Origin of the sequence: Aminobacter aminovorans, from assembly GCF_900445235.1 — a bacterium.
GTDB lineage: Bacteria > Pseudomonadota > Alphaproteobacteria > Rhizobiales > Rhizobiaceae > Aminobacter > Aminobacter aminovorans.
On record NZ_UFSM01000001.1, the window covers coordinates 1,446,468 to 1,465,953 of the forward strand.

Sequence of the window (19,486 nt, forward strand, 5' to 3'; positions counted from 1 at the left end):
GGCAGAGGCAAAGAGCAACAGGGTGCACGCATGGTCGATGTCACGCCTCACGGAGCAGACCTCATCCCGCCAGCGGAAGTGGGCGAGATGGAGCTCTACCATCCGCACAGCTGGTGGACGAAATACGTTTTCTCGCAGGACGCCAAGGTCATCGCCATCCAGTATTCGGGCACCGCACTTGCCATCGGGCTCGTCGCGCTGGTGCTGTCGTGGCTGATGCGGCTGCAGCTCGGCTTTCCCGGCACCTTCGATTTCATCACGCCCGAGGCCTATTACCAGTTCATGACCATGCATGGCATGATCATGGTCATCTACCTGTTGACGGCCCTGTTCCTCGGCGGCTTCGGCAACTACCTGATCCCGCTGATGGTCGGCGCGCGCGACATGGTGTTTCCCTATGTCAACATGCTGAGCTACTGGATCTACCTGCTCGCCGTGCTGGTGCTGGTGGCAAGCTTCTTCGCGCCCGGCGGGCCGACGGGTGCCGGCTGGACGCTCTATCCGCCGCAGGCGATCCTTTCGGGCACGCCAGGCGGCACGGGACCGGGCATCATCCTGATGCTGGTGTCGCTGATCCTGTTCATCATCGGCTTCACCATGGGCGGTCTCAACTATGTCGTGACCGTGCTGCAGGGGCGCACGCGCGGCATGACGCTGATGCGGCTGCCGCTGACGGTGTGGGGCATCTTTACCGCCACCGTCATGGCGCTGCTGGCCTTCCCGGCCCTGTTCGTCGCCTGCGTGATGATGCTGTTCGACCGCGCCATCGGCTCGAGCTTCTTCATGCCGGCGATCGTCGAGATGGGCGAGCAGTCGCCTCATAATGGCGGCAGCCCGATCATGTTCCAGCACCTGTTCTGGTTCTTCGGCCATCCAGAGGTCTACATCGTGGCGCTGCCGGCCTTCGGCATCGTCTCCGACCTGATCAGCACCCATGCGCGCAAGAACATCTTCGGCTACCGCATGATGGTGTGGGCGATCGTCGGCATCGGCGCGCTGTCCTTCGTGGTCTGGGCGCACCACATGTATGTCTCGGGCATGCATCCCTATTTCGGCTTCTTCTTTGCCACCACCACCCTGATCATCGCCGTACCGACGGCGATCAAGGTCTATAACTGGGTGCTGACCCTGTGGCGCGGCGACATCCATTTGACCATCCCGATGCTGTTTGCGCTCGCCTTCATCGTCACCTTCGTCAATGGCGGGCTTACCGGGCTGTTCCTGGGCAACGTCGTCGTCGACGTGCCATTGTCGGACACCATGTTCGTCGTTGCCCATTTCCACATGGTGATGGGCGTGGCGCCGATCATGGTCGTCTTCGGCGCGGTCTATCACTGGTATCCCAAGATATCAGGCCGGATGCTCAACGAGTGGATGGGCCGGTTCCACTTCTGGGTCACCTTCATCGGCGCCTATCTGATCTTCTTCCCGATGCATTATGTCGGGCTGGTCGGCGTTCCCAGGCGGTATCCGGAGCTTGGCGATACCGCCTTCATCCCGCCGTCGGTGCATACGCTGAACGAGTTCATCACCGTCGCAGCACTGACCGTCGGCTTCGCCCAGCTGGTGTTCCTGTTCAACCTGTTCTGGAGCATCCGCCACGGCAAGGAAGCGGGCGACAATCCATGGCGGGCAACGACACTGGAATGGCAGACGGCGGGAACACCACCGCCGCATGGCAATTTCGGCAAGGAACTGCCCGTCGTCTACCGCTGGGCCTATGACTACTCGGTACCAGGCGCAGCTGAGGATTTCATCGCCCAGAACGATCCGGGTCCGGCAACGCAAGGCGGGCCGGCATGAGCGCTATCCTGATCTTCCTCGCTTTGGTCACCGCGGTCGCCGGCTGGTGGCTGGCGCGCCAGCGGCTGATGTCCAAGCCGTGGCTGGAAGCAGGGCCGGTCAATGCCTTTCCCGAGACGGAAGCGTCACTGCTGCATCCGGCAAAGCTCGGCCTCGGAGTGTTTCTCGCTGTCGTCGGCGCGCTGTTTGCGCTGTTCATCAGCGCCTATTTCATGCGCATGGTCTACGCCGACTGGCAGGCGGCGCCGATGCCGCGGCTGCTGTGGCTCAACACCGGCATGCTGCTGCTGGCGAGCGTGGCGCTGCAATGTGCAGTGGTCGCCGCGCATAAGGGGCAGGTCGACAATCTGCGCCTTGCCTTGCTTGTGGGCGCGCTGACGTCGGTGGCGTTCCTCGGTGGACAGTTGCTGGCCTGGCGCGACCTTGCCGCCGGCGGCTACTTCGCCGCCGAGAACCCGGCCGTCAGCTTCTTCTACCTGATCACTGCGATGCACGGCCTGCACATCATAGGCGGGCTGTTGGTGCTTGGCCGAACCAATGTCAGGGCGTGGCGCGGCGAAAGGCCGGCAAAGCTCACACTGACGACAGAACTGTGCGCCATGTACTGGCACGTGCTGCTCCTCGTGTGGCTGGTGCTGTTTGCCGTGCTGGCCGGCTGGGCCGCCGACTTCGTCGACATCTGCCGCCAATTGCTGAGCTGAGGAGAACGCGGATGGCCGAAACCACACTGGGACATGTCGACCACACCGCGCCGCGGCCGCCGGGCCTGCGCGGCTTCATCGCAGACTGGTCGTCGGACCAGCGTGCGTTCAAGGGTGTCTCCTGGGGGAAGGCCATGATGTGGATCTTCCTGCTCAGCGACACATTCATCTTCGGCTGCTTCCTGCTGTCTTACATGACCGCGCGCATGTCGACTGTCGTGCCGTGGCCGAACCCGAGCGAGGTCTTCGCCCTGCATCTGTTCGGCCAGAACATCCCGCTGATCCTGATCGCGATCATGACCTTCGTGCTGATCTCGTCGTCCGGCACGATGGCGATGGCGGTCAATTTCGGCTACCGCCGCGACCGCAGGAAGACGGCGATCCTGATGTTGTTGACTGCAGCCCTTGGCGCCACCTTCGTCGGCATGCAGGCCTTCGAGTGGACCAAGCTGATCAGCGAGGGCGTGCGGCCATGGGAGAACCCGTGGGGTGCAGCACAGTTCGGCTCGACCTTCTTCATGATCACCGGCTTCCACGGCACCCATGTGACGATCGGCGTGATCTTCCTGTTGATCGTCGCGCGTAAGGTGTGGCGCGGCGATTACGAGACCGGCGAGCGGGGGTTCTTCACCAGCCGGCGGGGCCAGTATGAGAGCGTCGAGATCATGGGGCTCTACTGGCACTTCGTCGATCTGGTGTGGGTGTTCATTTTCGCGTTCTTCTATCTTTGGTGAGGTGAAGCGATGGCACAGGTAGAGGCGCAGGATCACGGGCTGCACGGACATGCCGCTCCCCCTCCGGCAATGGCGCATGCCGAAGGGCAGCAGCACCCGATCAAGCTCTATCTGGTCGTCTGGGGCTGGCTGTTCATCCTCAGCGCCTGCTCTTACGCGGTCGATTATTTCGCCCTTCAGGGCATGCTGAGATGGAGCCTGATCCTGATCTTCATGATGCTGAAGGCGGGACTGATCGTTGCCGTGTTCATGCACATGGCCTGGGAGCGGCTGGCGCTGAGCTACGCCATCATCGTGCCGCCGCTGGTGATCCTGGTGTTCGTCGCGATCATGGTGGTCGAGGCCCGCTATACCGAAATCACCCGGGTGCTGTCGTTCGGCACCGGGCAATAGGCAGGGGCATTTTGGCCGGCCGACGGGCTCGGTCAGCCGCTCGCGTTCAGGGAAAACCGCTTCACACTTTTCTTGGAATTGCTCTAACGCCCGCCCCTTGGCAGGGCGGGCGAAAGTCTTAAATCGATGGGGCTGAGCCGACGGCTGAACGCCGCCGGCGAGGAACGGTTCAGGCGGCGCGCTTGCGTGTCTTCTTGACCGGCACAGGTGCCGGCGCCGGTTCGATCAGCTTGCGGTAGAGGTGCCAGGTCGAATGGCCGAGCACCGGCAGCACGATCGCCAGGCCGACGAGCAGCGGTATCGATCCCAAGACAAGGCCGGCGGCGACGATCAGGCCCCAAAGCAGCATCGGTATCGGGTTAGCCATGATCGCCCGTGCCGAGGTCTCGACGGCGGCATAGGCGCCGATGTCGCGATCAAGCAGCAGCGGGAAGGCAACGACAGTGGTGCTCAACGCCACAAGGGCGAACAGCAGGCCGACGAGGTTGCCGACGACCATCAATGTCCAGCCGCGCTGGGTGGTCAGCACGTCGGTGATGAAGGCGGTGTAGCTCGCCGGTGCGCTGTCGCCATAGAGCCATGCGAACAGCGCCTGCGCGGTGAACAGCCAGGCGACGAACAGCGCCATCAGCATGATGCCGAGGACGGCGATGGCCGGCATGGCGGGCGATTGCCTGACTTCGAAGGCATGTTTCCATGAGGTGTCGAGATGTTGTTCGCGTCGGCGGCTGATCTCATAGAGGCCGAGTGCCGCGAACGGTCCAAGTAAGGCGAAGCCGGTGACAAGCGGATAGATCAACTGGAGCGCGTTGCCGCCGGAGGTCCAAGTGACCAGGAACACGCCGACAACCGGATATATCAGGCACAAAAAGACATAGTGTGAGGGTTTGTCCCAAAAATCTTCAAATCCAAGGCGAAGCGCGTCGAAGACATCCGCAACCCCTATCCGACGTATGGCGGGATGTTCGACGTTGCTGCCAGTGCCTGCTGCGTAGACATGGAAATTTGCCATGAACCATTCCTCCGGGATCGGGTCCGGTTCGGGTCGCGGCTCGCGGTGCTGCCGTCCAGCGTGTCTGGTCACGCAAAACCGCGACCTGCACCGGCACCGATGATAGCAACCATCCTGGGCCTTGTCGCCCCTGCTGCGCGCTGGCTCCAGAAGCTGCAACGGAATGGCGCATGGCGCGTTGGATTGCGCGGCGCTAGTATCGCGCCAGTCGGCGCAGCGCGCCGGCCAGAGTGAGGAGATAGCCATGAGACTGACGGCATGGGGCGCTCAAGCCCTTCTTGCAGCTTCGGTTCTAGCCACCAATCCGGTTCATGCGGCGGGCGATGCGGCCGCCGGCAAAAAGGTCTTCACCAAATGCATGGCCTGCCACGACATGGCGGTCGACAAGAACAAGGTCGGCCCATCGCTGCATGGTGTCATCGGCCGCACGGCCGGCACGCTGCCGAGTTTTGAAGCCAAATACTCCGACGCCATGAAGCAGGCGGGTGCTGGCGGCCTGGTCTGGGACGAGGCCAACATCGCCGCCTACATGAAGATGCCGAAAGAAAAGGTCCCAGGCAACAAGATGGCTTTTGCCGGTCTCAAGGACGATACCGACATCGCCAATGTGATTGCATATATCGAAGAGATGTCGAAGTAGCCGCAAGATGGCAGCCGGATGCTCGCAGGCGGATCATGCCTCGCGGGCAGTTTCCGCAGAAATGCATATTTATTGTGCGACTTCCTCCAAACGGGGGATGCCGCCGCTGCCCAAATGGTGTTCATGACTGGGCAGGCGCCCTAGCGCCCGGCGGATGCAAATGCATTTTCCGGGCGGCATTGCGAATGGTGGCGCTGCGATTGTAGACCCAGTCTGTATTGCAGGTTTGCGTTTTAAATATCTAGCTATTGGTGCCTCTTTGTGGGGGGAAACTGCGGCATTCGTTGGGAGACCTCGGAAGCCGCACCATTTCCTTAGGCACGGCCTGTTCAGACCAGTCGCGAGCGTCCAGAGCGTTTCCTCTTTCTTCTATTCGCGGAAACTCTCTATCTTCTTGTTTTTGCGCAATTCCGGACGGAAAACCGCCGCACACATTTGCTGGAATTGCGCTAGTCCGGTGCGTCGAAATCGGGCGCCACAGCCGCGATATTGTAGGCTTCGAGCCGTGCCGTCGGGGCGTCGGCCGTATCGAAGCTCAGGATCGTTGCGGTACCAGGCGTCACCGGCACGACGCGTGACGGCGGCAGTCCCAGGAAGGCGTGGCAGGCAGCGCGGATGACACCGCCATGGACGATGGCGAGCGTGTCGCCGTTGCACTTCTTCAGGCAGTCCCGCAACCCTTCCACGATGCGGGCGCAGAAATCCGGCCATGGCTCGCCTCTGTCGGGGGTGAAGGTGCCGGCGCGCCAGGCGAGATATTCGTGCGGTCGCTCGGCCTCGAGCTCGTGTTTGATGCGGCCGGTCCAGTTGCCCATGTCGATCTCGCGCAGGCGCGGGTCGAGCGGCGCGTCGCCATAACCGAGCAGGCCGGCGGTCTGGCGCGTCCGGCCAAGGTCGGAGACCACGACGTGATCAGGCGCCATCGCCTTGGCGAAGGAGGCGAAGCTCTGGACCTGCTTGATGCCACGCGGCGACAGCGGCGCATTGTCATGGCCCTGGAGCCTGTGCTCGGCATTCCAGGTGGTCTCGCCATGGCGCACCATTACCAGTCTCATCAGCTAATCCTTTCACCACTCATTGCAAAAACTGCGCTCGGCCCGTTGACGAAGCTGAGGCTTATCTGGTCGCCGATCGCGGCACGGAAGTAGCCGTCGGCCATCGCCGTCAGCCGCTGCCCGCCCGAAAACGCCGTCACCATGGTGCGCCCGGCGATCGGGGCGGCTTCCTCGAAACGGGCGCTGATCGTCGGCCGCCCCTCGACGTCGCCGACCATCAGATCGTGGGCGCGGTAAAGAAGCTGCACGCCATCGCGCGCTTCGGCGCGGCTGGCATCGGCCAGGCGCAGGCCGTCATAGACAAGGCCGTCGCCGCTCCTGCTGACCTCGATCAGATTGGCCGGCGGCGTGCCAAGGAAGGTGGCGACGAAGGTGGTGCGCGGGTTTTCCAGCAACTCCAGCGGCGCGCCGAACTGTTCGACCTTGCCATTGTTGAGCACGGCGACGTGGCTTGCCATGGTCATCGCCTCGACCTGGTCGTGGGTGACGTAGACAGACGTAGCACCGGTGGCGCGGTGGATGCGCATCAGCTCGCTGCGCATCTCGATGCGCAGCTTGGCGTCGAGGTTGGACAAAGGCTCGTCGAACAACAGGATGTTCGGCTTGGGGCCGATGGTGCGGGCGATGGCGACGCGCTGCTGCTGGCCGCCCGAAATCTCGGCGGGGTAACGCTCCTTGAGCGCTGCGATGCCGAGCAGTCCGAGCACCTCGTCGATACGGGCGGCGCGGTCGGCCTTGCTCCATTTCGCCACCTTGAGCGGCCATTCGATGTTGCCGGCGACAGTCATGTGCGGCCACAGCGCGTAGCTCTGGAACACCAGGCCAGCGTCGCGGGCGCCGGCATCGGCAACCAGGCCGCGGGCGCCGTCGGAGACAATGCGGCCCATGAAGGCCATTTCGCCCTCGCTCGGGGTTTCCAGGCCGGCGAGCATTCTGAGCAAGGTCGACTTGCCGCAGCCGGACGGGCCGACAAGCACCAGGAAGGCGCCCTGCGGCACCGAGATGTCGACATTGTCGACGGCGGTGAAGCTGCCGAAACGCTTGGAGACGTTGCGGATCGCGATCGCGGCCGGATTGCCGTTGGCGGGGCTCATGCGGATTTCCACTTCTGGACGCGGTTCTGCAGGCGGTGCGCCAGGAGCGTGGCGACGACGCAAAGGACGAGGATGACCATGGTGATGGCGTTGGCGAACTGCATGAAGCCTTCGGCGGCATAGCGGTAGGCAAGCATGCTGAGCACCGGCGAGGTCGAGGTGAACAGCAACACCACCAGCGACAGGTCGCGCACGATCTTGACGAAGACCAGCAGCGCGCCGGCGAGCAGACCGCGGATGGCCAGCGGCATGATGATGGCGCCCATGCGGCGGAAGAATCCGGCGCCGGTCAGTCGCGCGCTTTCTTCGATGTCGGCCGAGATCTGGCCGAGCACCGAGCGGCCGGACTGGACCGCATAAGGCAAGAGGTGAGCGGAAGCCGCCAGCACCAGCAGCAGGAAGGTGCCGTAAAGCGACGGCAACGGCCCGATCGGGGCGCCGAACAGCGCGATATAGGCGGCGGCGAAGGCGATGGAGGGGATCAGGATCGGCATGAACGACACCTGGCCGAGCACCGTTGCCAGGACGGTGCCCTTGTTGCGGGCAATGGTGTGGGCGAGCGCCAGGCCGAGCGCCATGGTGGTGATTGCCACTGTCACGGCGAGCTTCAGCGTCATCCACAGAGCCTCGATCAGCACCGGATTGCGGAAGATGCCGGCCTGGCCCTGGGCCATGTCGGTGCCGCCTTCGCCGATCCAGAAATGCGTCGTCCAGTTGGAAAACAGCGAGCCGTTCTGCAAGGCGAAGCTCGACGCGGTGAGGATCAGCGCCGGCAGGAAGGTGGTGAGCAGGCAAAGCAGCACGGCAACGGCAAACAGTGGCCAGCGCCACTTGCCGAGCGGGAAGCGCTTGGTGCGGCCGCCCTTGCCGGTGACGGTGACGAAGTTCTTGCGCCCGGCGACGAGGCGTTCGCCGAGCCAGAGGAAGGAGGCGGAGACGACGATCAAAAGCAAAGCGATGACGAAGCCGCGCTCGGTCTGGCCGGTCTCGATCATGCCGAACAGGCGCGTCGACAGTGTCTGCATCCTGACCGGCAGGCCAAGCAGGGCAGGGGCGGCGAAGTTGGAGACGGCACCGGCGAAGGTCAGCGATGCCGCAGCGATCAGTGCCGGGGTGACGACCGGCAGGATGATGCCGAAGAAGATGCGCGAGCGCCTGGCGCCGGCGACCTGGGCGGCCTCGACAAGATCGGCGCCGATCGAACTCAAGGCGGCCGAGATGACGGTGAAGGCGAGCGAGTAGTAATGCGCAATCAGCACGATCAGCGTCGGCACTAGGCCCCAGGCGAGCCAGTCGGGAACGATATAGCCATTGGCCTCGAAGAAGCCGACCGAGCCGCCAAGCCGGCTGTTGCGGAACAGCGCGCCCCAGGCAAGGGCCGCGGCAAAGCTTGGGATCATGAACGGCATGGTGGCGAGCAGGCCGATGGTTTTGGGCGCCGGCACGTCGGTGAGCATCACCAGCCAGGCAAGAAAGCCACCCATCAGGATGCAGCCGGCGGCAACGCCGACACCGAGCAGCACTGTGTTCCACAGCGGCCGCCACCACAGGTTTTCGGACATTTTGGAAGCAAGCACCGCCTGCCAGGCATCACGGCCTTCGACGGTCAGGGTGGCAAACACGATCTTGACCAGCGGCGCGACGACGAGGACCGAAACGATCAGGATCAGGATGATGGGCACGAGTGTCTCGGAGCGCAAAAAGCCTCTCCTCGACAACACGGATGTTGCGACGGCGGACATGACAATCTTTCTCATTGGAGAGACCGGGGGGAGAGACCGGTGGGGGAGACCGGGGGCAACCAGGCCTCGGCGAGGCGGCTGGGCGGGCTGAGAGTGCGGACCAGCACCTCCCCTGAGGCGCCGGGTGGGCTGAGAGTGCGGACCGGCGCCTCCCCCGAGGGGCCGGTCCGGCCGCAGTCATTGCAGCGTCAGCACCAGGTCGGCGATCCGCTTGCGGGCAGCGGCTGTCTTCACCGGATCGATGCGCCAGGCCTTGAGCTCCTTGAGCGGCACGGAATCGGGGCTGTCCTTGACAGTCGGTCGCACGGCGTAGTCGCCTGGCACGTTGAAGGGCTCGAAGGCGGGTCCGCCGGTGGCAGAATCGTCGCCCATCATGAAGTCGATCAGCAACCGTGCCGCAGCCGGGCTCGGCGCCTTGTCGACAAGTGCAAGGACTGCAGGAAACAGGATGCCATTGGAAGGCTCAACGTCGTTGGCGACCTGCAGCGCCCAGCCTTCCTTGTCGTTGTCGCGGCGGTCGGAATAGGTGGCGAAGCCGACTGGTGGATTGGCCGAGGTCTTGTCGCCGATGGCCTTGTTGATGACGTCGGAGTTGGGAACCAGCACGAGGTCGTTGGCGAAGAGGTCGCGGACGAACTGTTCCCCGGCACCTTGCAGGTCGCTGTCGACAGCGATCGGCTTGCCGAACTGCGCCTCATAGGCCTTGGCCATCTCGTCGGGGCGCAGCGAGAATTCGACCAGCAGGTCGAGCAATTCGCCGCGCTGCAACGGGTCGACCATCAGGACACGGCCTTTCCAGTCCGGCGTCGTCAGCTGCCACAGGTTCTTGATCGGCGCGCCGTTGGGATTGGCAGCTTCATTGTACATCAGCACCTTGGTCGACAGGCGCTGGGTCAGAAGTGGAGTCTTGTGCTCGTCGGCAAGTTCGCCCGCCACGCGTGGCGGGATGTAGGGCACGACGCGGTTGGTCTTGACCAGGTCTTCATAGACCACCGGCGTGTCGGCGATGTAGAGCACGTCGACGGCGTTGACGCCGGCGGTCTGCTCGGCGACGACACGGGCGATCTGCTTGACCGAACTCATGTCGATGCCGACGAAGTCGATGCCGGGATAGGCCTCCTCGAAAGCCTTTTCCACCTTGGCGATGCGGCTCGACAGCGAGAAGACGGTGACCTTGCCTTCTTTCTGCGCCAGCGGCAGCAGCTCCTTGACGCTCATCGCATCGAGTTCGGCAGCGCCGGCTGCCAGGGGCAGCAAGGCGACTGCTGCGAAAAGTGTCCATTTCATCGACTTGAGCATATTTTTCCCTCCCAGGTTTTTCTCAATCGAATTCGTCGAACAGGCCCGACAGGCGTTCGAGCGCGCCCATGACGCGGCTCTGGTGCCGGCCGGCAATGGTCAGCAAAATGGCGTTGACGATGGCGAACGGCACCGTCGGCGTCTGGAACTCGCTGCCCGAGCGGCCGCGCGGTGCGGCCAGCACAAGGTCGGCTTCGGGCTGCATCATGGTGCCGGCGAGGTCGGTGACCAGCATCGCGCTCGCGCCCTGCGCATGGCAGTGCTCGACAAGCGGGGCATAGCTTGTCGGCTGCTTGCGGAAGGCCAGCGCCAGCACGAGGTCGCCCTTGTCCATGCCGACGACACGCTCGGCAATGTCGCGGCCACGGCCTTCGAGCACGATGGTGGTCATGCCGAAGCGGTCGAGCCGGCGGCGCAGGAACTGGGTGATCGACTGGGCATGGCCCTGGCCGAACAGGAAGATGCGCCTGGCATCGACGATCATGTCGGCGGCGCGGTTGATGCTGTCCTGCGAAACGGCAAGGCGCAGATGTTCGAGTGCGGCGATCTCGCTGCCGATCAGGTCGAGCAGGAAATCGCCGTGCTCGACCTTGGCGACGGAGCGGCGCATGCGTTCGGCGGCGTCCTGGCTTTCGACCAGTTCGCGCTGCAGCTGCGAACGCAGCTCGGGGTAGCCCTTGAAGCCAAGCTTCTGGGCCAGCCGGGTGGTTGCCGCCTCATGCACGCTGGCACGTTCGGCAAGCCTAGCGCTCGATAGGAAAGCGGCTTCGGCGGCGTTTTCGAGCAGGGCGGAGACGAGTCGCTGGTCGGCCTCGGTGAGGCGGGTCGAATGGCTCTTGATGCGATCCAGCAGCGTCATCATCTTGCATCCATTTTGCACTCGACTCTTATGATGCAAGATATCTTGCAGTCAAGTGCAAACGTGTGCAAGATTGGCTTTTCTGTCTTGCAGCGGCCGAGTGGGACATGAAAAAGGGCGCTCCTGGGAGCGCCTGGGTGAGATATGAAAAAGGCGCTCCGGGGAGCGCCGGGGTGTCGGTCAGGGCAGGGGCGCGGCCGTGGCCGCAAACCTCAGATGTATTTCATGTAGCCGACAAAACCGGTGATCTTCCAGCGCCCGTCCGTCTTGCGGCAGAAGTACAGCGTCTGCCAGTTGAGGACGTCGTCGCTGCCGTCGCCGCGTTTGATGGTGCCGTCGAACTTCTTGCGCGCCACAGCGACATCGCCTGTGATGTCGATCTCGGTCAGCCGTGTCGCGCGGTGGATTCCTTCGGCAAGCGGCTCGGCATAACAGGTGGCGGCCGTCTCGGCTGCCTGGCGCAGCCACTCGTTGCGATAGACCTCGAGCGTCGGGAAGGCGGCGTCCCACGCGTCGGGGTTGGCCGAATTGTGGGCATGGATGCCGAGGAAGCGCTGCTCGTCGAAGTCGCCTGACACCATGGCCCAGTCCTGGCCGACGAAGGCAGCGATGTCGCGGCGCACCAGCATCTCCCAGATGGCGGCGCGGTCGGCATCTCCGGGGAACGGGTTTTCGGCAATCGTCATGTCAGTCACCTAGAGGTAGTCTGGGGTCGTCGATCTTGAGCATGTTCAGGCTCTGCTTGATGCGTCGCAGGCCTTCGAGCACGTTGGTGCCGCGGGTCTCGGCGGTCGCGGTGGCGATCATGTCGAGGATGGCAAGCAGCGCGAAACGCGACGAGGTCGGTTTGTAGATGTTGCCGTCTTCGATCGGCTGGAACGGGATGACGATGTCGGCGACCTTGGCCAAAGCCGATCCGGGCGCTGTCACGGCAACCGTGCGGGCGCCATATTGCCGGGCGACCTGGACCGCATCGACAACCGACTTGGCGTGGCCGGAAACGGAGAAGGCAACGACAGTCGTCTCAGGCCTGGCGACCGCCGCATACATGCGCTGCAGCTGGCCGTCGACCTGGGCGACGACCGACAGGCCGAGCCGGAACAGCCGGTTCTGCAGCTCCGTCGCCATCATCGAGGAGATGCCGCCGGAGCCGAAGCACAATATGTGCTGCGAGGCCGACAGCAGCTCGGCCACCGAGACCAAAGTCGCCATGTCGAGATTGTCCGAGGCGCGCTGGATCGCCACGATCGCCGCTTCGGTGACGGCGGAGGCGATGCGCTGCTCGCGCGCGTCGCGGCTGAGCGGTTCGGGCTTGAGATACTGGCCGCCGATGGCGATGGCCTGGGCCAGGAAGAACTTGAAGTCGCGCACGCCGTCGCAGCCGAGATTGCGGCAGAAGCGGGTGACTGTCGGTTCGCTGACGCCGACGCGCGCGGCGATCTCCGAGATGGCGGCCTTGGAGGCAAAGTCGAGATCCGACAGCACCAGGCTCGCCAGGCGCTTGTCGGACTTCGAGCCGTCCTGCGCCATGACCTGAAGCCGGGTGATGATGTCGGCGATGTTGCTCATACGGGCAGGCCGGTCGCCTTGTCGAACAGGTGGATGTTTTTCGGATCGGCGCTGACCGGCAGTGTCTCGCCCGGCCGCACCGAAACGCGGTCGCGGAACACGGCGCGCACCTGCTCGTTGCCGATGGCGCCGTAGATATGCGTCTCCGAGCCCGTCGGCTCGATGACGTCGACCTTGAACGGCAGCGCGCCCTCGCTGGCGCTGATGATGAAATGCTCCGGCCGGATGCCGGCTTCGACAGCGCCTGCGAAGGCCGAGGCACGGCCGCCGTTGAGCGACAGCTTCTCTCCGGTCGCCGTCTCGAAATGCGCGCCCGAAGCCGACGAGGCGAGGCTGCCCGAGACAAAGCTCATCGACGGCGAGCCGATGAAGCTCGCGACGAACTTGTTGGCCGGCTTGTCGTAGAGTTCGAGCGGTGCACCCACCTGCAGGATCTTTCCCTGGTTCATGACGACGATGCGGTCGGCCATGGTCATGGCCTCGATCTGGTCGTGTGTCACGTAAACCACCGTCGATTTCAAGCGCTGATGCAGCGCCTTGATCTCGGTGCGCATCTGCACGCGCAATTGCGCGTCGAGATTGGACAGCGGTTCGTCGAACAGGAACACCGAGGGTTCGCGCACGATGGCGCGCCCCATGGCGACACGCTGGCGCTGGCCGCCGGAGAGCTGGCGCGGATAGCGGTCGAGATAGGCGTGGAGGTTGAGGATTGCCGCGGCGTTGTTGATCTTGTTGTCGATCGCCTCGGGCGCCTCGCCCCTGATCTTCGGGCCGAAGCCGATGTTTTCGGCCGCGGTGAGATGCGGAAACAGCGCGTAGGACTGGAACACCATGGCGATGTTGCGCTTCTGCGGCGGCAGGTCGTTGGCGCGCATGCCGCCGATCACAAGGTCGCCGTGACTGATCGGCTCGAGCCCGGCCAGCATGCGCAGCAAGGTCGACTTGCCGCAGCCAGAGGGACCGACCAGCACGACGAACTCGCCGCTTGGAATGTCGAGGTTGATGTCGTCGAGCACCTTGTGCTGGCCAAACGACTTGGAGAGGTTGCGGAAGGTTACGCCGGTCATGTCTTCACGCTCCCAATATGTCGTCGATGAATGGCAGGCAGCCGGCGGTCAGCCCGGCGTCGACCGGCAGCACAGTGCCGGTGATACCGGAGGCGCGTGACGAGGCGAGGAAGGCGACGGCCTCGGCCACTTCGCGCGCGTTGACGATGCGGCCAAGCGGATAAAGCCGCTGCAGCTTGCCCAGAATGGCGGGATCCTTGGCCAGGCGATGGTCCCAGGCCGGGGTGCGGATCGAGCCCGGGCAGACGACGTTGGCGCGGATGCCCTGGCGGCCATGCTCGACAGCAATGGCGCGCGACAAGGCGTTGATGCCGGCCTTGGCCGCGGCATAGGCCGGGTTGCCGAAATGCGACAGCGCATTGACCGAGGAGATGAAGACGAAGCAGCCCGCGCCGCGCGTCACCATCGGCTTGAGCAGCGCGTTGGTCAGGCTGGCGACGCCGGTCAGGTTGAGGTCGATCTCGTTTTCGACCCGCTCCTGGGTCAGAGCAGGCACGGTTTCGGCGCGGGTCCAGCCGGCATTGTTGATGACGATGTCGGGCACGCCGTCGGCTTCGACCAGCTTGCGCGCCGCTGTTGCAAGGCCGGGGCGATCGGTCAGGTCGAAGCTGTGGCGCCCGGCGAGATCGAGACCGTCCATCGCCTCGATATACTGGTCGCAACCGACGACGCGGGCGCCGCCTTCATTGAAGATCGCCACCAGCGCCCGGCCGAGGCCGCCGCCGGCGCCGGTGATCAGGACGGACTTTCCGCTGAATTCGCTGTCACTGCTCAACGATGTGCTCCCATAGCGATCTTGGCCGCTTTCTGTGTTCAGGACTATGGCTGAAAATGTAATTAAGCAACAAAGAAAATCGCTTGATATGGTGAAATTGCCGGATAATGTAAGAAAGTCACTTAATCAAAGAGGCGCGTTAAAGCGCCGGAGGACCGGGCCTTGGCCCGTGGGAGCAAGGGAACACCGACATGGCGATTTCGAAGTTGAAGACTGGCCTTCTGGCCGGGTTGAGCGTGCTGGCACTGGCCGCCCAGGCGAATGCCGGCGAAGTCAGGGTCACGGTTGCGGAATACAGCGCAAAGACCGGCCCCTATTTCCAGGAAGTGGAAAAGGCATTCGAGGCGGCCAATCCAGGTGTCGACGTCAAGTTCGAGGTCGTGCCGTGGGACGTGCTGCTGCAGAAGCTGACTACCGACATCACCGCCGGCACCAATGCCGACCTGTCGATCATCGGCACGCGCTGGCTGATCGATTTCGTCCAGCAGGGCGTCGCCGAGCCACTCGACGGCTACATCAATGACGAGTTCAAGGGCCGCTTCATCGACACCTTCATGTCGCCTTCTGTGATGGACGGAAAGACCTACGGCCTGCCGATCGCTGCTTCGGCGCGGGCGATGTATTACAACAAGGAACTGCTCGAAAAGGCCGGCGTCGCCAACCCGCCGGCGACCTGGGCCGAGCTCAAGGACGCCGCCGCCAAGATCAAGGCGCTGGGCGGCGAGAATTACGGCTTCGGCCTGCAGGGCAAGGAGATCGAGACCGACGTCTATTATTACTACGCGATGTGGTCGCAAGGCTCCGAGATCCTCGACAAGGACGGCACCTCGGGTCTCGACAGCCCCGGCGCCATCGAGGCGGCCAAGCTCTACAAGTCGCTGATCGACGAGGGACTGACCCAGCCGGGCGTCACTTCCTATGCGCGTGAGGACGTGCAGAACCTGTTCAAGCAGGGCAAGGTCGGCATGATGATCACCGCGCCCTTCCTGTCCAACCAGATCAAGGAAGAAGCGCCGAACCTGAAATATGGCGTCGCCGCCATCCCCGCCGGCCCGACGGGTGCGCGCGGCACCTATGGCGTCACCGACTCCATCGTCATGTTCTCCAATTCGAAGAACAAGGACGAGGCCTGGAAGCTGCTCGACTTCCTGTTTCAGACCGACTGGCGCGCCAAGTTCACCCAGGGCGAAGGCTTCCTGCCGGTGAACAAGGAAGAGGCCAAGATGGACTACTACGTCAATAATGCCGACCTGGCCGCCTTCACCGCCCTTCTGCCCGACGCCCGTTTCGCGCCGATCATTCCGGGCTGGGAAGAGGTCGCGCAGATCACCTCTGACGCCATCCAGAAGGTCTATCTCGGCGAAGGCGACCCCGAGGCCCTGCTCAAGGAAGCCGCTGCCAAGGCCGACGGCATCCTGAAGAAGTAGCTTTTTTTCAGGCGGCGGCGCATCCAAAGCTGCGCTGCCGCCCCTTCACCTTGCCCCGCGCTCCAGGCCACGGCTCCCATGCACAATCGCGCCCTGCCATATCTGCTGACGCTGCCGAGCCTGATCCTGGCGGCGGTGGTGATCTTCTGGCCGGTGCTCGACCTGATCCAGATCTCGACGCATGAGGTCAGCCGTTTCGGCCAGCTGCGCGATTTCAGCGGCCTCGACAATTTTGCAGCACTGGCTGCCGATCCCGATTTCATCAAGGCGCTTGTGCGTACCGGCGTCTGGACGGCAGCCGTCGTCGGCGGCGCGCTGTTGGTGTCGATCCCGGTGGCGGTGATCCTCAACACCGATTTCTACGGTCGCTCGCTCGCCCGTGTCATCGTCATGCTGCCCTGGGCGGTGTCGCTGACCATGACGGCCATCGTCTGGCGCTGGGCGCTGAACGGCGAAAGCGGCATGCTCAACTCGGCCTTGCGCGGGCTTGGCCTTGCCGACCAGAACATCCAGTGGCTGGCGAGCGCGGCGACCGCATTTCCGATGCAGATCATGATCGGCATACTGGTGACGGTGCCGTTCACCACCACCATCTTCTTGGGCGGGTTGTCGTCGATCCCCGACGACCTTTATGAGGCGGCGGCACTGGAAGGGGCGGGACCGGTGCAGCAATTCCGGCGCATCACCTTTCCGCTGCTCAAGCCCTTCGTCAACATCGCCATCGTGCTCAACACGATCTATGTCTTCAACTCGTTCCCGATCATCTGGGTGATGACGCAGGGCGGTCCGGCCAACTCGACCGACATCCTCGTCACCCATCTCTACAAGCTGGCCTTCCGCATCGGCAAACTCGGCGAGGCGTCGGCGGTGTCGTTGGTCATGCTGGCGATCCTTTTGGTCTTCACCGCCATCTACATCAGGCTCGCCATGCGGGGAGAACGCGCATGATCGCGCCCAAACTCAAGCGCACCATCATCGCCTGGGGGCTGCTGGCGCCGCTTGTCGTCGTCACGCTGTTTCCCTTCGCGGTGATGTTTTTGACCGCGGTCAAACCGGCGCAGGAAGTGCTGACGCCGAGCTGGTGGCCGAGCGAGTTTCGCTGGCGCAATTTCTACGACATGTGGGTGCAGGCCGGCTTCGGCCGGGCGCTGTTCAATTCGCTTTACGTGTCGGTGATCGCCACAGTCGGCGCGATCGTCATCTCGATCCCGGCTGCCTATGCCATGTCGCGCTTCCGTTTTGCCGGTCATGGCGCCTTCCGGCAGTTCCTGCTGGTCTCGCAGATGATCTCGCCGATCGTGCTGGTGCTCGGCCTGTTCCGCCTGCTCGCCTCCTTCGGCCTTGTCGAAAGCCTCAATGCCGTCGGCGGTGTCTACATGGCCTTCAACATCGCCTTCACCGTGTGGATGCTGCAGAGCTATTTCGACACCATCCCGCGCGACCTCGAGGAAGCCTCGTGGATGGAAGGCGGCAGCCGCTGGCTGACCTTGCGCAAGGTGTTCTTGCCGCTGTGCGTGCCGGCCATCGCCGTCACCGCCATCTTCACCTTCATCAATGCCTGGAACGAGTTCGTCGTCGCACTGACCATGCTGCGCAGCCAGGAAAGCTACACGCTGCCGATCCAGGTTTTTTCGCTTGTTGCCGGGCGCTACACTGTCGAATGGCACTACGTCATGGCTGCAACGCTCGTCGCCACCGTGCCGGTCGCCATCCTGTTTGTCTGGCTGCAGCGCTACCTCGTCCGCGGGCTGGCGCTCGGCGCCGTCAAGTGACCGCAACTCCCGATTTCAACGATAAAGAAACGAACCCGACATGCGCATCTTCACCGCTTCGCTGGCGACCGAGACCAACACCTTCTCGCCGGTGCCGACCGACCGCGCCTCGTTCGAGATGGCATTCTACGCCGGGCCGGGCCAGCATCCAGAGACACCGACCTTGTGCTCGTCGCCGATGGTGGCGCTACGCCGCCGCGCCGCTGCCGACGCACTGACCGTCATCGAAGGCACCGCCACCTGGGCCGAGCCGGGCGGGCTGGTGCAACGCCAGACCTTCGAGGCGCTGCGCGACGAAATTCTCGACCAGCTCAAGACGGCGCTGCCGGTCGACGCAGTCGTGCTTGGCCTTCACGGCGCGATGGTGGCGCAAGGCTATGACGATTGCGAGGGCGACCTCTTGGCGCGGGTGCGCGAGATCGTCGGGCCCGATGTCGTGATTGCTGCGGAATTCGACCCGCACAGCCATTTGACGCCGAAGCGTGTAGCTGCCTGCAACGTGCTGGCGGCCTTCCTCGAATTTCCGCACACCGATTTCTACGAGCGCGGCGAGCATGTCGTCGCGCTTGGCCTGGCGGCAGCGCGCGGCGAGATCAAGCCTGTCATCTCGACCTTCGACTGCCGCATGATCACCGTGCTGCCGACCAGCCGCGAACCGATGCGGAGCTTCGTCGACCGTATCAAGGCACTGCAAGGCAAGGACGGCATCCTGTCGGTGTCGGTGATCCATGGCTTCATGGCCTCGGATGTTCCGGAGATGGGCTCGCGCATCGTCGTCGTCAGCGACAACGACAAGGCCAAGGGCGATGCGCTCGCCGAAAAGCTTGGCCGCGAGCTCTATGCCATGCGCGAAAAGACGGCGATGACCATGGTCGACACCGACGCCGGCATCGACCAGGCGCTCGCCGCGCGCAAGGCCAATCCGGCAAAGCCCGCTGTTGTCGCCGACGTCTGGGACAATCCCGGCGGCGGCGTGGCCGGCGACGGCACCTTCATGCTGCGGCGGATGCTGGAGCGTGGCGTCGACAAGGTCGGGGTGGCGACGATCTGGGACCCGATCGCGGTGACCTTCTGCCATGCGGCGGGTGAGGGCGCGGTGATCGACCTGCGTTTCGGCGGCAAGGCCGGACCGCAGGCCGGCGAGCCGATCGATGCCAAAGTGCAGGTGCTGAAGGCGGTCGAGGAAGGCTGGCAGAGTTTCGGGCCTAGCCGCGTCACGCTCGGGCTGACGGCGCTGGTGCGCATCCTTGGCACCGAGGTCGACGTCATCCTCAATACCAACCGGACCCAGACCTTCGAGCCCGACATCTTCTCCAATCTCGGCATCGAGCTGGCCAGCAAGGACATTTTGCTGGTCAAGTCGACCAACCATTTTTATGCCGGTTTCGCGCCGGTGGCGGCCGAGATCATCTATGTCGACGCGCCGAGCTCGTACCCAAGCAATCCGCGCGTCACCAACTACACCAAGCTTGTCCGTCCGGTGTGGCCGCGGGTCAGCGATCCCTGGGCATGAAAGGCGAGGCCGCAAGGCCTCGCCTTTTGCC

Annotated in this window: 19 protein-coding genes; 9 read left to right on the plus strand and 10 right to left on the minus strand. The window is 63.8% G+C overall.

The window, feature by feature from the left end; translation table 11 throughout:
- Positions 1-30 precede the first annotated feature (30 nt).
- The 4 genes from DY201_RS07135 to DY201_RS07150 are packed head-to-tail and all read left to right on the plus strand — an operon-like array spanning position 31 to position 3,631.
- Complete coding sequence (locus tag DY201_RS07135) at positions 31-1,803, plus strand: cbb3-type cytochrome c oxidase subunit I (protein ID WP_115730597.1); 1,773 nt, start codon at positions 31-33, stop codon at positions 1,801-1,803.
- Positions 1,800-2,504: a cytochrome c oxidase subunit 3 gene (locus DY201_RS07140; protein WP_115730598.1), complete on the plus strand. Its 705-nt coding sequence runs from the start codon at positions 1,800-1,802 to the stop codon at positions 2,502-2,504. Before DY201_RS07135 ends, DY201_RS07140 begins: the two co-directional genes overlap by 4 nt.
- Positions 2,505-2,515: 11 nt before the next feature.
- Positions 2,516-3,238, plus strand: a complete 723-nt coding sequence (locus tag DY201_RS07145; protein ID WP_115730599.1) for a heme-copper oxidase subunit III family protein — start codon at positions 2,516-2,518, stop codon at positions 3,236-3,238.
- A 9-nt stretch (positions 3,239-3,247) separates the two neighbouring features.
- Positions 3,248-3,631 carry a cytochrome C oxidase subunit IV family protein gene (locus tag DY201_RS07150; RefSeq protein ID WP_115730600.1) on the plus strand — a complete coding sequence of 128 codons (384 nt, stop codon included), beginning with the start codon at positions 3,248-3,250 and terminating at the stop codon, positions 3,629-3,631.
- A 169-nt stretch (positions 3,632-3,800) separates the two neighbouring features.
- On the opposite strand, the gene DY201_RS07155 is transcribed toward DY201_RS07150, so the two are convergent.
- Positions 3,801-4,643, minus strand: coding sequence for a DUF2189 domain-containing protein (locus DY201_RS07155; protein ID WP_115730601.1), 843 nt, complete (start codon positions 4,641-4,643; stop codon positions 3,801-3,803).
- 244 nt (positions 4,644-4,887) lie between these two features.
- Here DY201_RS07155 and DY201_RS07160 point away from each other — a divergent pair, with 244 nt between their 5' ends.
- Positions 4,888-5,283, plus strand: a complete 396-nt coding sequence (locus DY201_RS07160) for a c-type cytochrome (RefSeq protein ID WP_115730602.1) — start codon at positions 4,888-4,890, stop codon at positions 5,281-5,283.
- A gap of 449 nt (positions 5,284-5,732) precedes the next feature.
- On the opposite strand, the gene DY201_RS07165 is transcribed toward DY201_RS07160, so the two are convergent.
- The 9 genes from DY201_RS07165 to DY201_RS07205 form a co-directional block, all read right to left on the minus strand.
- On the minus strand, positions 5,733-6,338 hold the full coding sequence (locus DY201_RS07165; protein ID WP_115730603.1) for a histidine phosphatase family protein: 606 nt from the start codon (positions 6,336-6,338) through the stop codon (positions 5,733-5,735).
- Positions 6,338-7,432 (minus strand): ABC transporter ATP-binding protein, encoded by a 1,095-nt coding sequence (locus tag DY201_RS07170; RefSeq protein ID WP_115730604.1) that lies wholly within the window; start codon positions 7,430-7,432, stop codon positions 6,338-6,340. The genes DY201_RS07165 and DY201_RS07170 overlap by 1 nt, the downstream gene beginning before the upstream one ends.
- Positions 7,429-9,174 (minus strand): ABC transporter permease, encoded by a 1,746-nt coding sequence (locus DY201_RS07175; protein WP_165915908.1) that lies wholly within the window; start codon positions 9,172-9,174, stop codon positions 7,429-7,431. Before DY201_RS07175 ends, DY201_RS07170 begins: the two co-directional genes overlap by 4 nt.
- Before the next feature lie 177 nt (positions 9,175-9,351).
- Positions 9,352-10,461 (minus strand): ABC transporter substrate-binding protein, encoded by a 1,110-nt coding sequence (locus DY201_RS07180; RefSeq protein WP_165915929.1) that lies wholly within the window; start codon positions 10,459-10,461, stop codon positions 9,352-9,354.
- Positions 10,462-10,495: 34 nt separating this feature from the next.
- Positions 10,496-11,335 carry a MurR/RpiR family transcriptional regulator gene (locus DY201_RS07185; protein WP_245431917.1) on the minus strand — a complete coding sequence of 280 codons (840 nt, stop codon included), beginning with the start codon at positions 11,333-11,335 and terminating at the stop codon, positions 10,496-10,498.
- A 209-nt stretch (positions 11,336-11,544) separates the two neighbouring features.
- On the minus strand, positions 11,545-12,018 hold the full coding sequence (locus tag DY201_RS07190) for a hypothetical protein (protein ID WP_115730607.1): 474 nt from the start codon (positions 12,016-12,018) through the stop codon (positions 11,545-11,547).
- Between the two features lies 1 nt (position 12,019).
- A complete protein-coding gene (locus tag DY201_RS07195) occupies positions 12,020-12,901 on the minus strand; it encodes a MurR/RpiR family transcriptional regulator (RefSeq protein WP_115730608.1) in 882 nt (293 codons plus the stop codon).
- Entirely contained in the window at positions 12,898-13,968 is a 1,071-nt protein-coding gene (locus DY201_RS07200; protein ID WP_115730609.1) for an ABC transporter ATP-binding protein, read from the minus strand. Before DY201_RS07200 ends, DY201_RS07195 begins: the two co-directional genes overlap by 4 nt.
- A gap of 4 nt (positions 13,969-13,972) precedes the next feature.
- Positions 13,973-14,743: an SDR family oxidoreductase gene (locus DY201_RS07205; protein WP_115730610.1), complete on the minus strand. Its 771-nt coding sequence runs from the start codon at positions 14,741-14,743 to the stop codon at positions 13,973-13,975.
- Between the two features lie 191 nt (positions 14,744-14,934).
- Here DY201_RS07205 and DY201_RS07210 point away from each other — a divergent pair, with 191 nt between their 5' ends.
- From DY201_RS07210 to DY201_RS07225, 4 genes are all read left to right on the plus strand, one after another.
- On the plus strand, positions 14,935-16,170 hold the full coding sequence (locus tag DY201_RS07210; protein ID WP_115730611.1) for an ABC transporter substrate-binding protein: 1,236 nt from the start codon (positions 14,935-14,937) through the stop codon (positions 16,168-16,170).
- A 78-nt stretch (positions 16,171-16,248) separates the two neighbouring features.
- Positions 16,249-17,118: a carbohydrate ABC transporter permease gene (locus DY201_RS07215; protein WP_115730612.1), complete on the plus strand. Its 870-nt coding sequence runs from the start codon at positions 16,249-16,251 to the stop codon at positions 17,116-17,118.
- Entirely contained in the window at positions 17,115-17,942 is an 828-nt protein-coding gene (locus tag DY201_RS07220) for a carbohydrate ABC transporter permease (RefSeq protein ID WP_165915907.1), read from the plus strand. Before DY201_RS07215 ends, DY201_RS07220 begins: the two co-directional genes overlap by 4 nt.
- A gap of 40 nt (positions 17,943-17,982) precedes the next feature.
- The gene (locus DY201_RS07225) at positions 17,983-19,455 is read left to right on the plus strand and encodes a M81 family metallopeptidase (RefSeq protein WP_115730613.1); all 1,473 of its coding nucleotides are present in this window, start codon (positions 17,983-17,985) and stop codon (positions 19,453-19,455) included.
- Positions 19,456-19,486 lie beyond the last annotated feature (31 nt).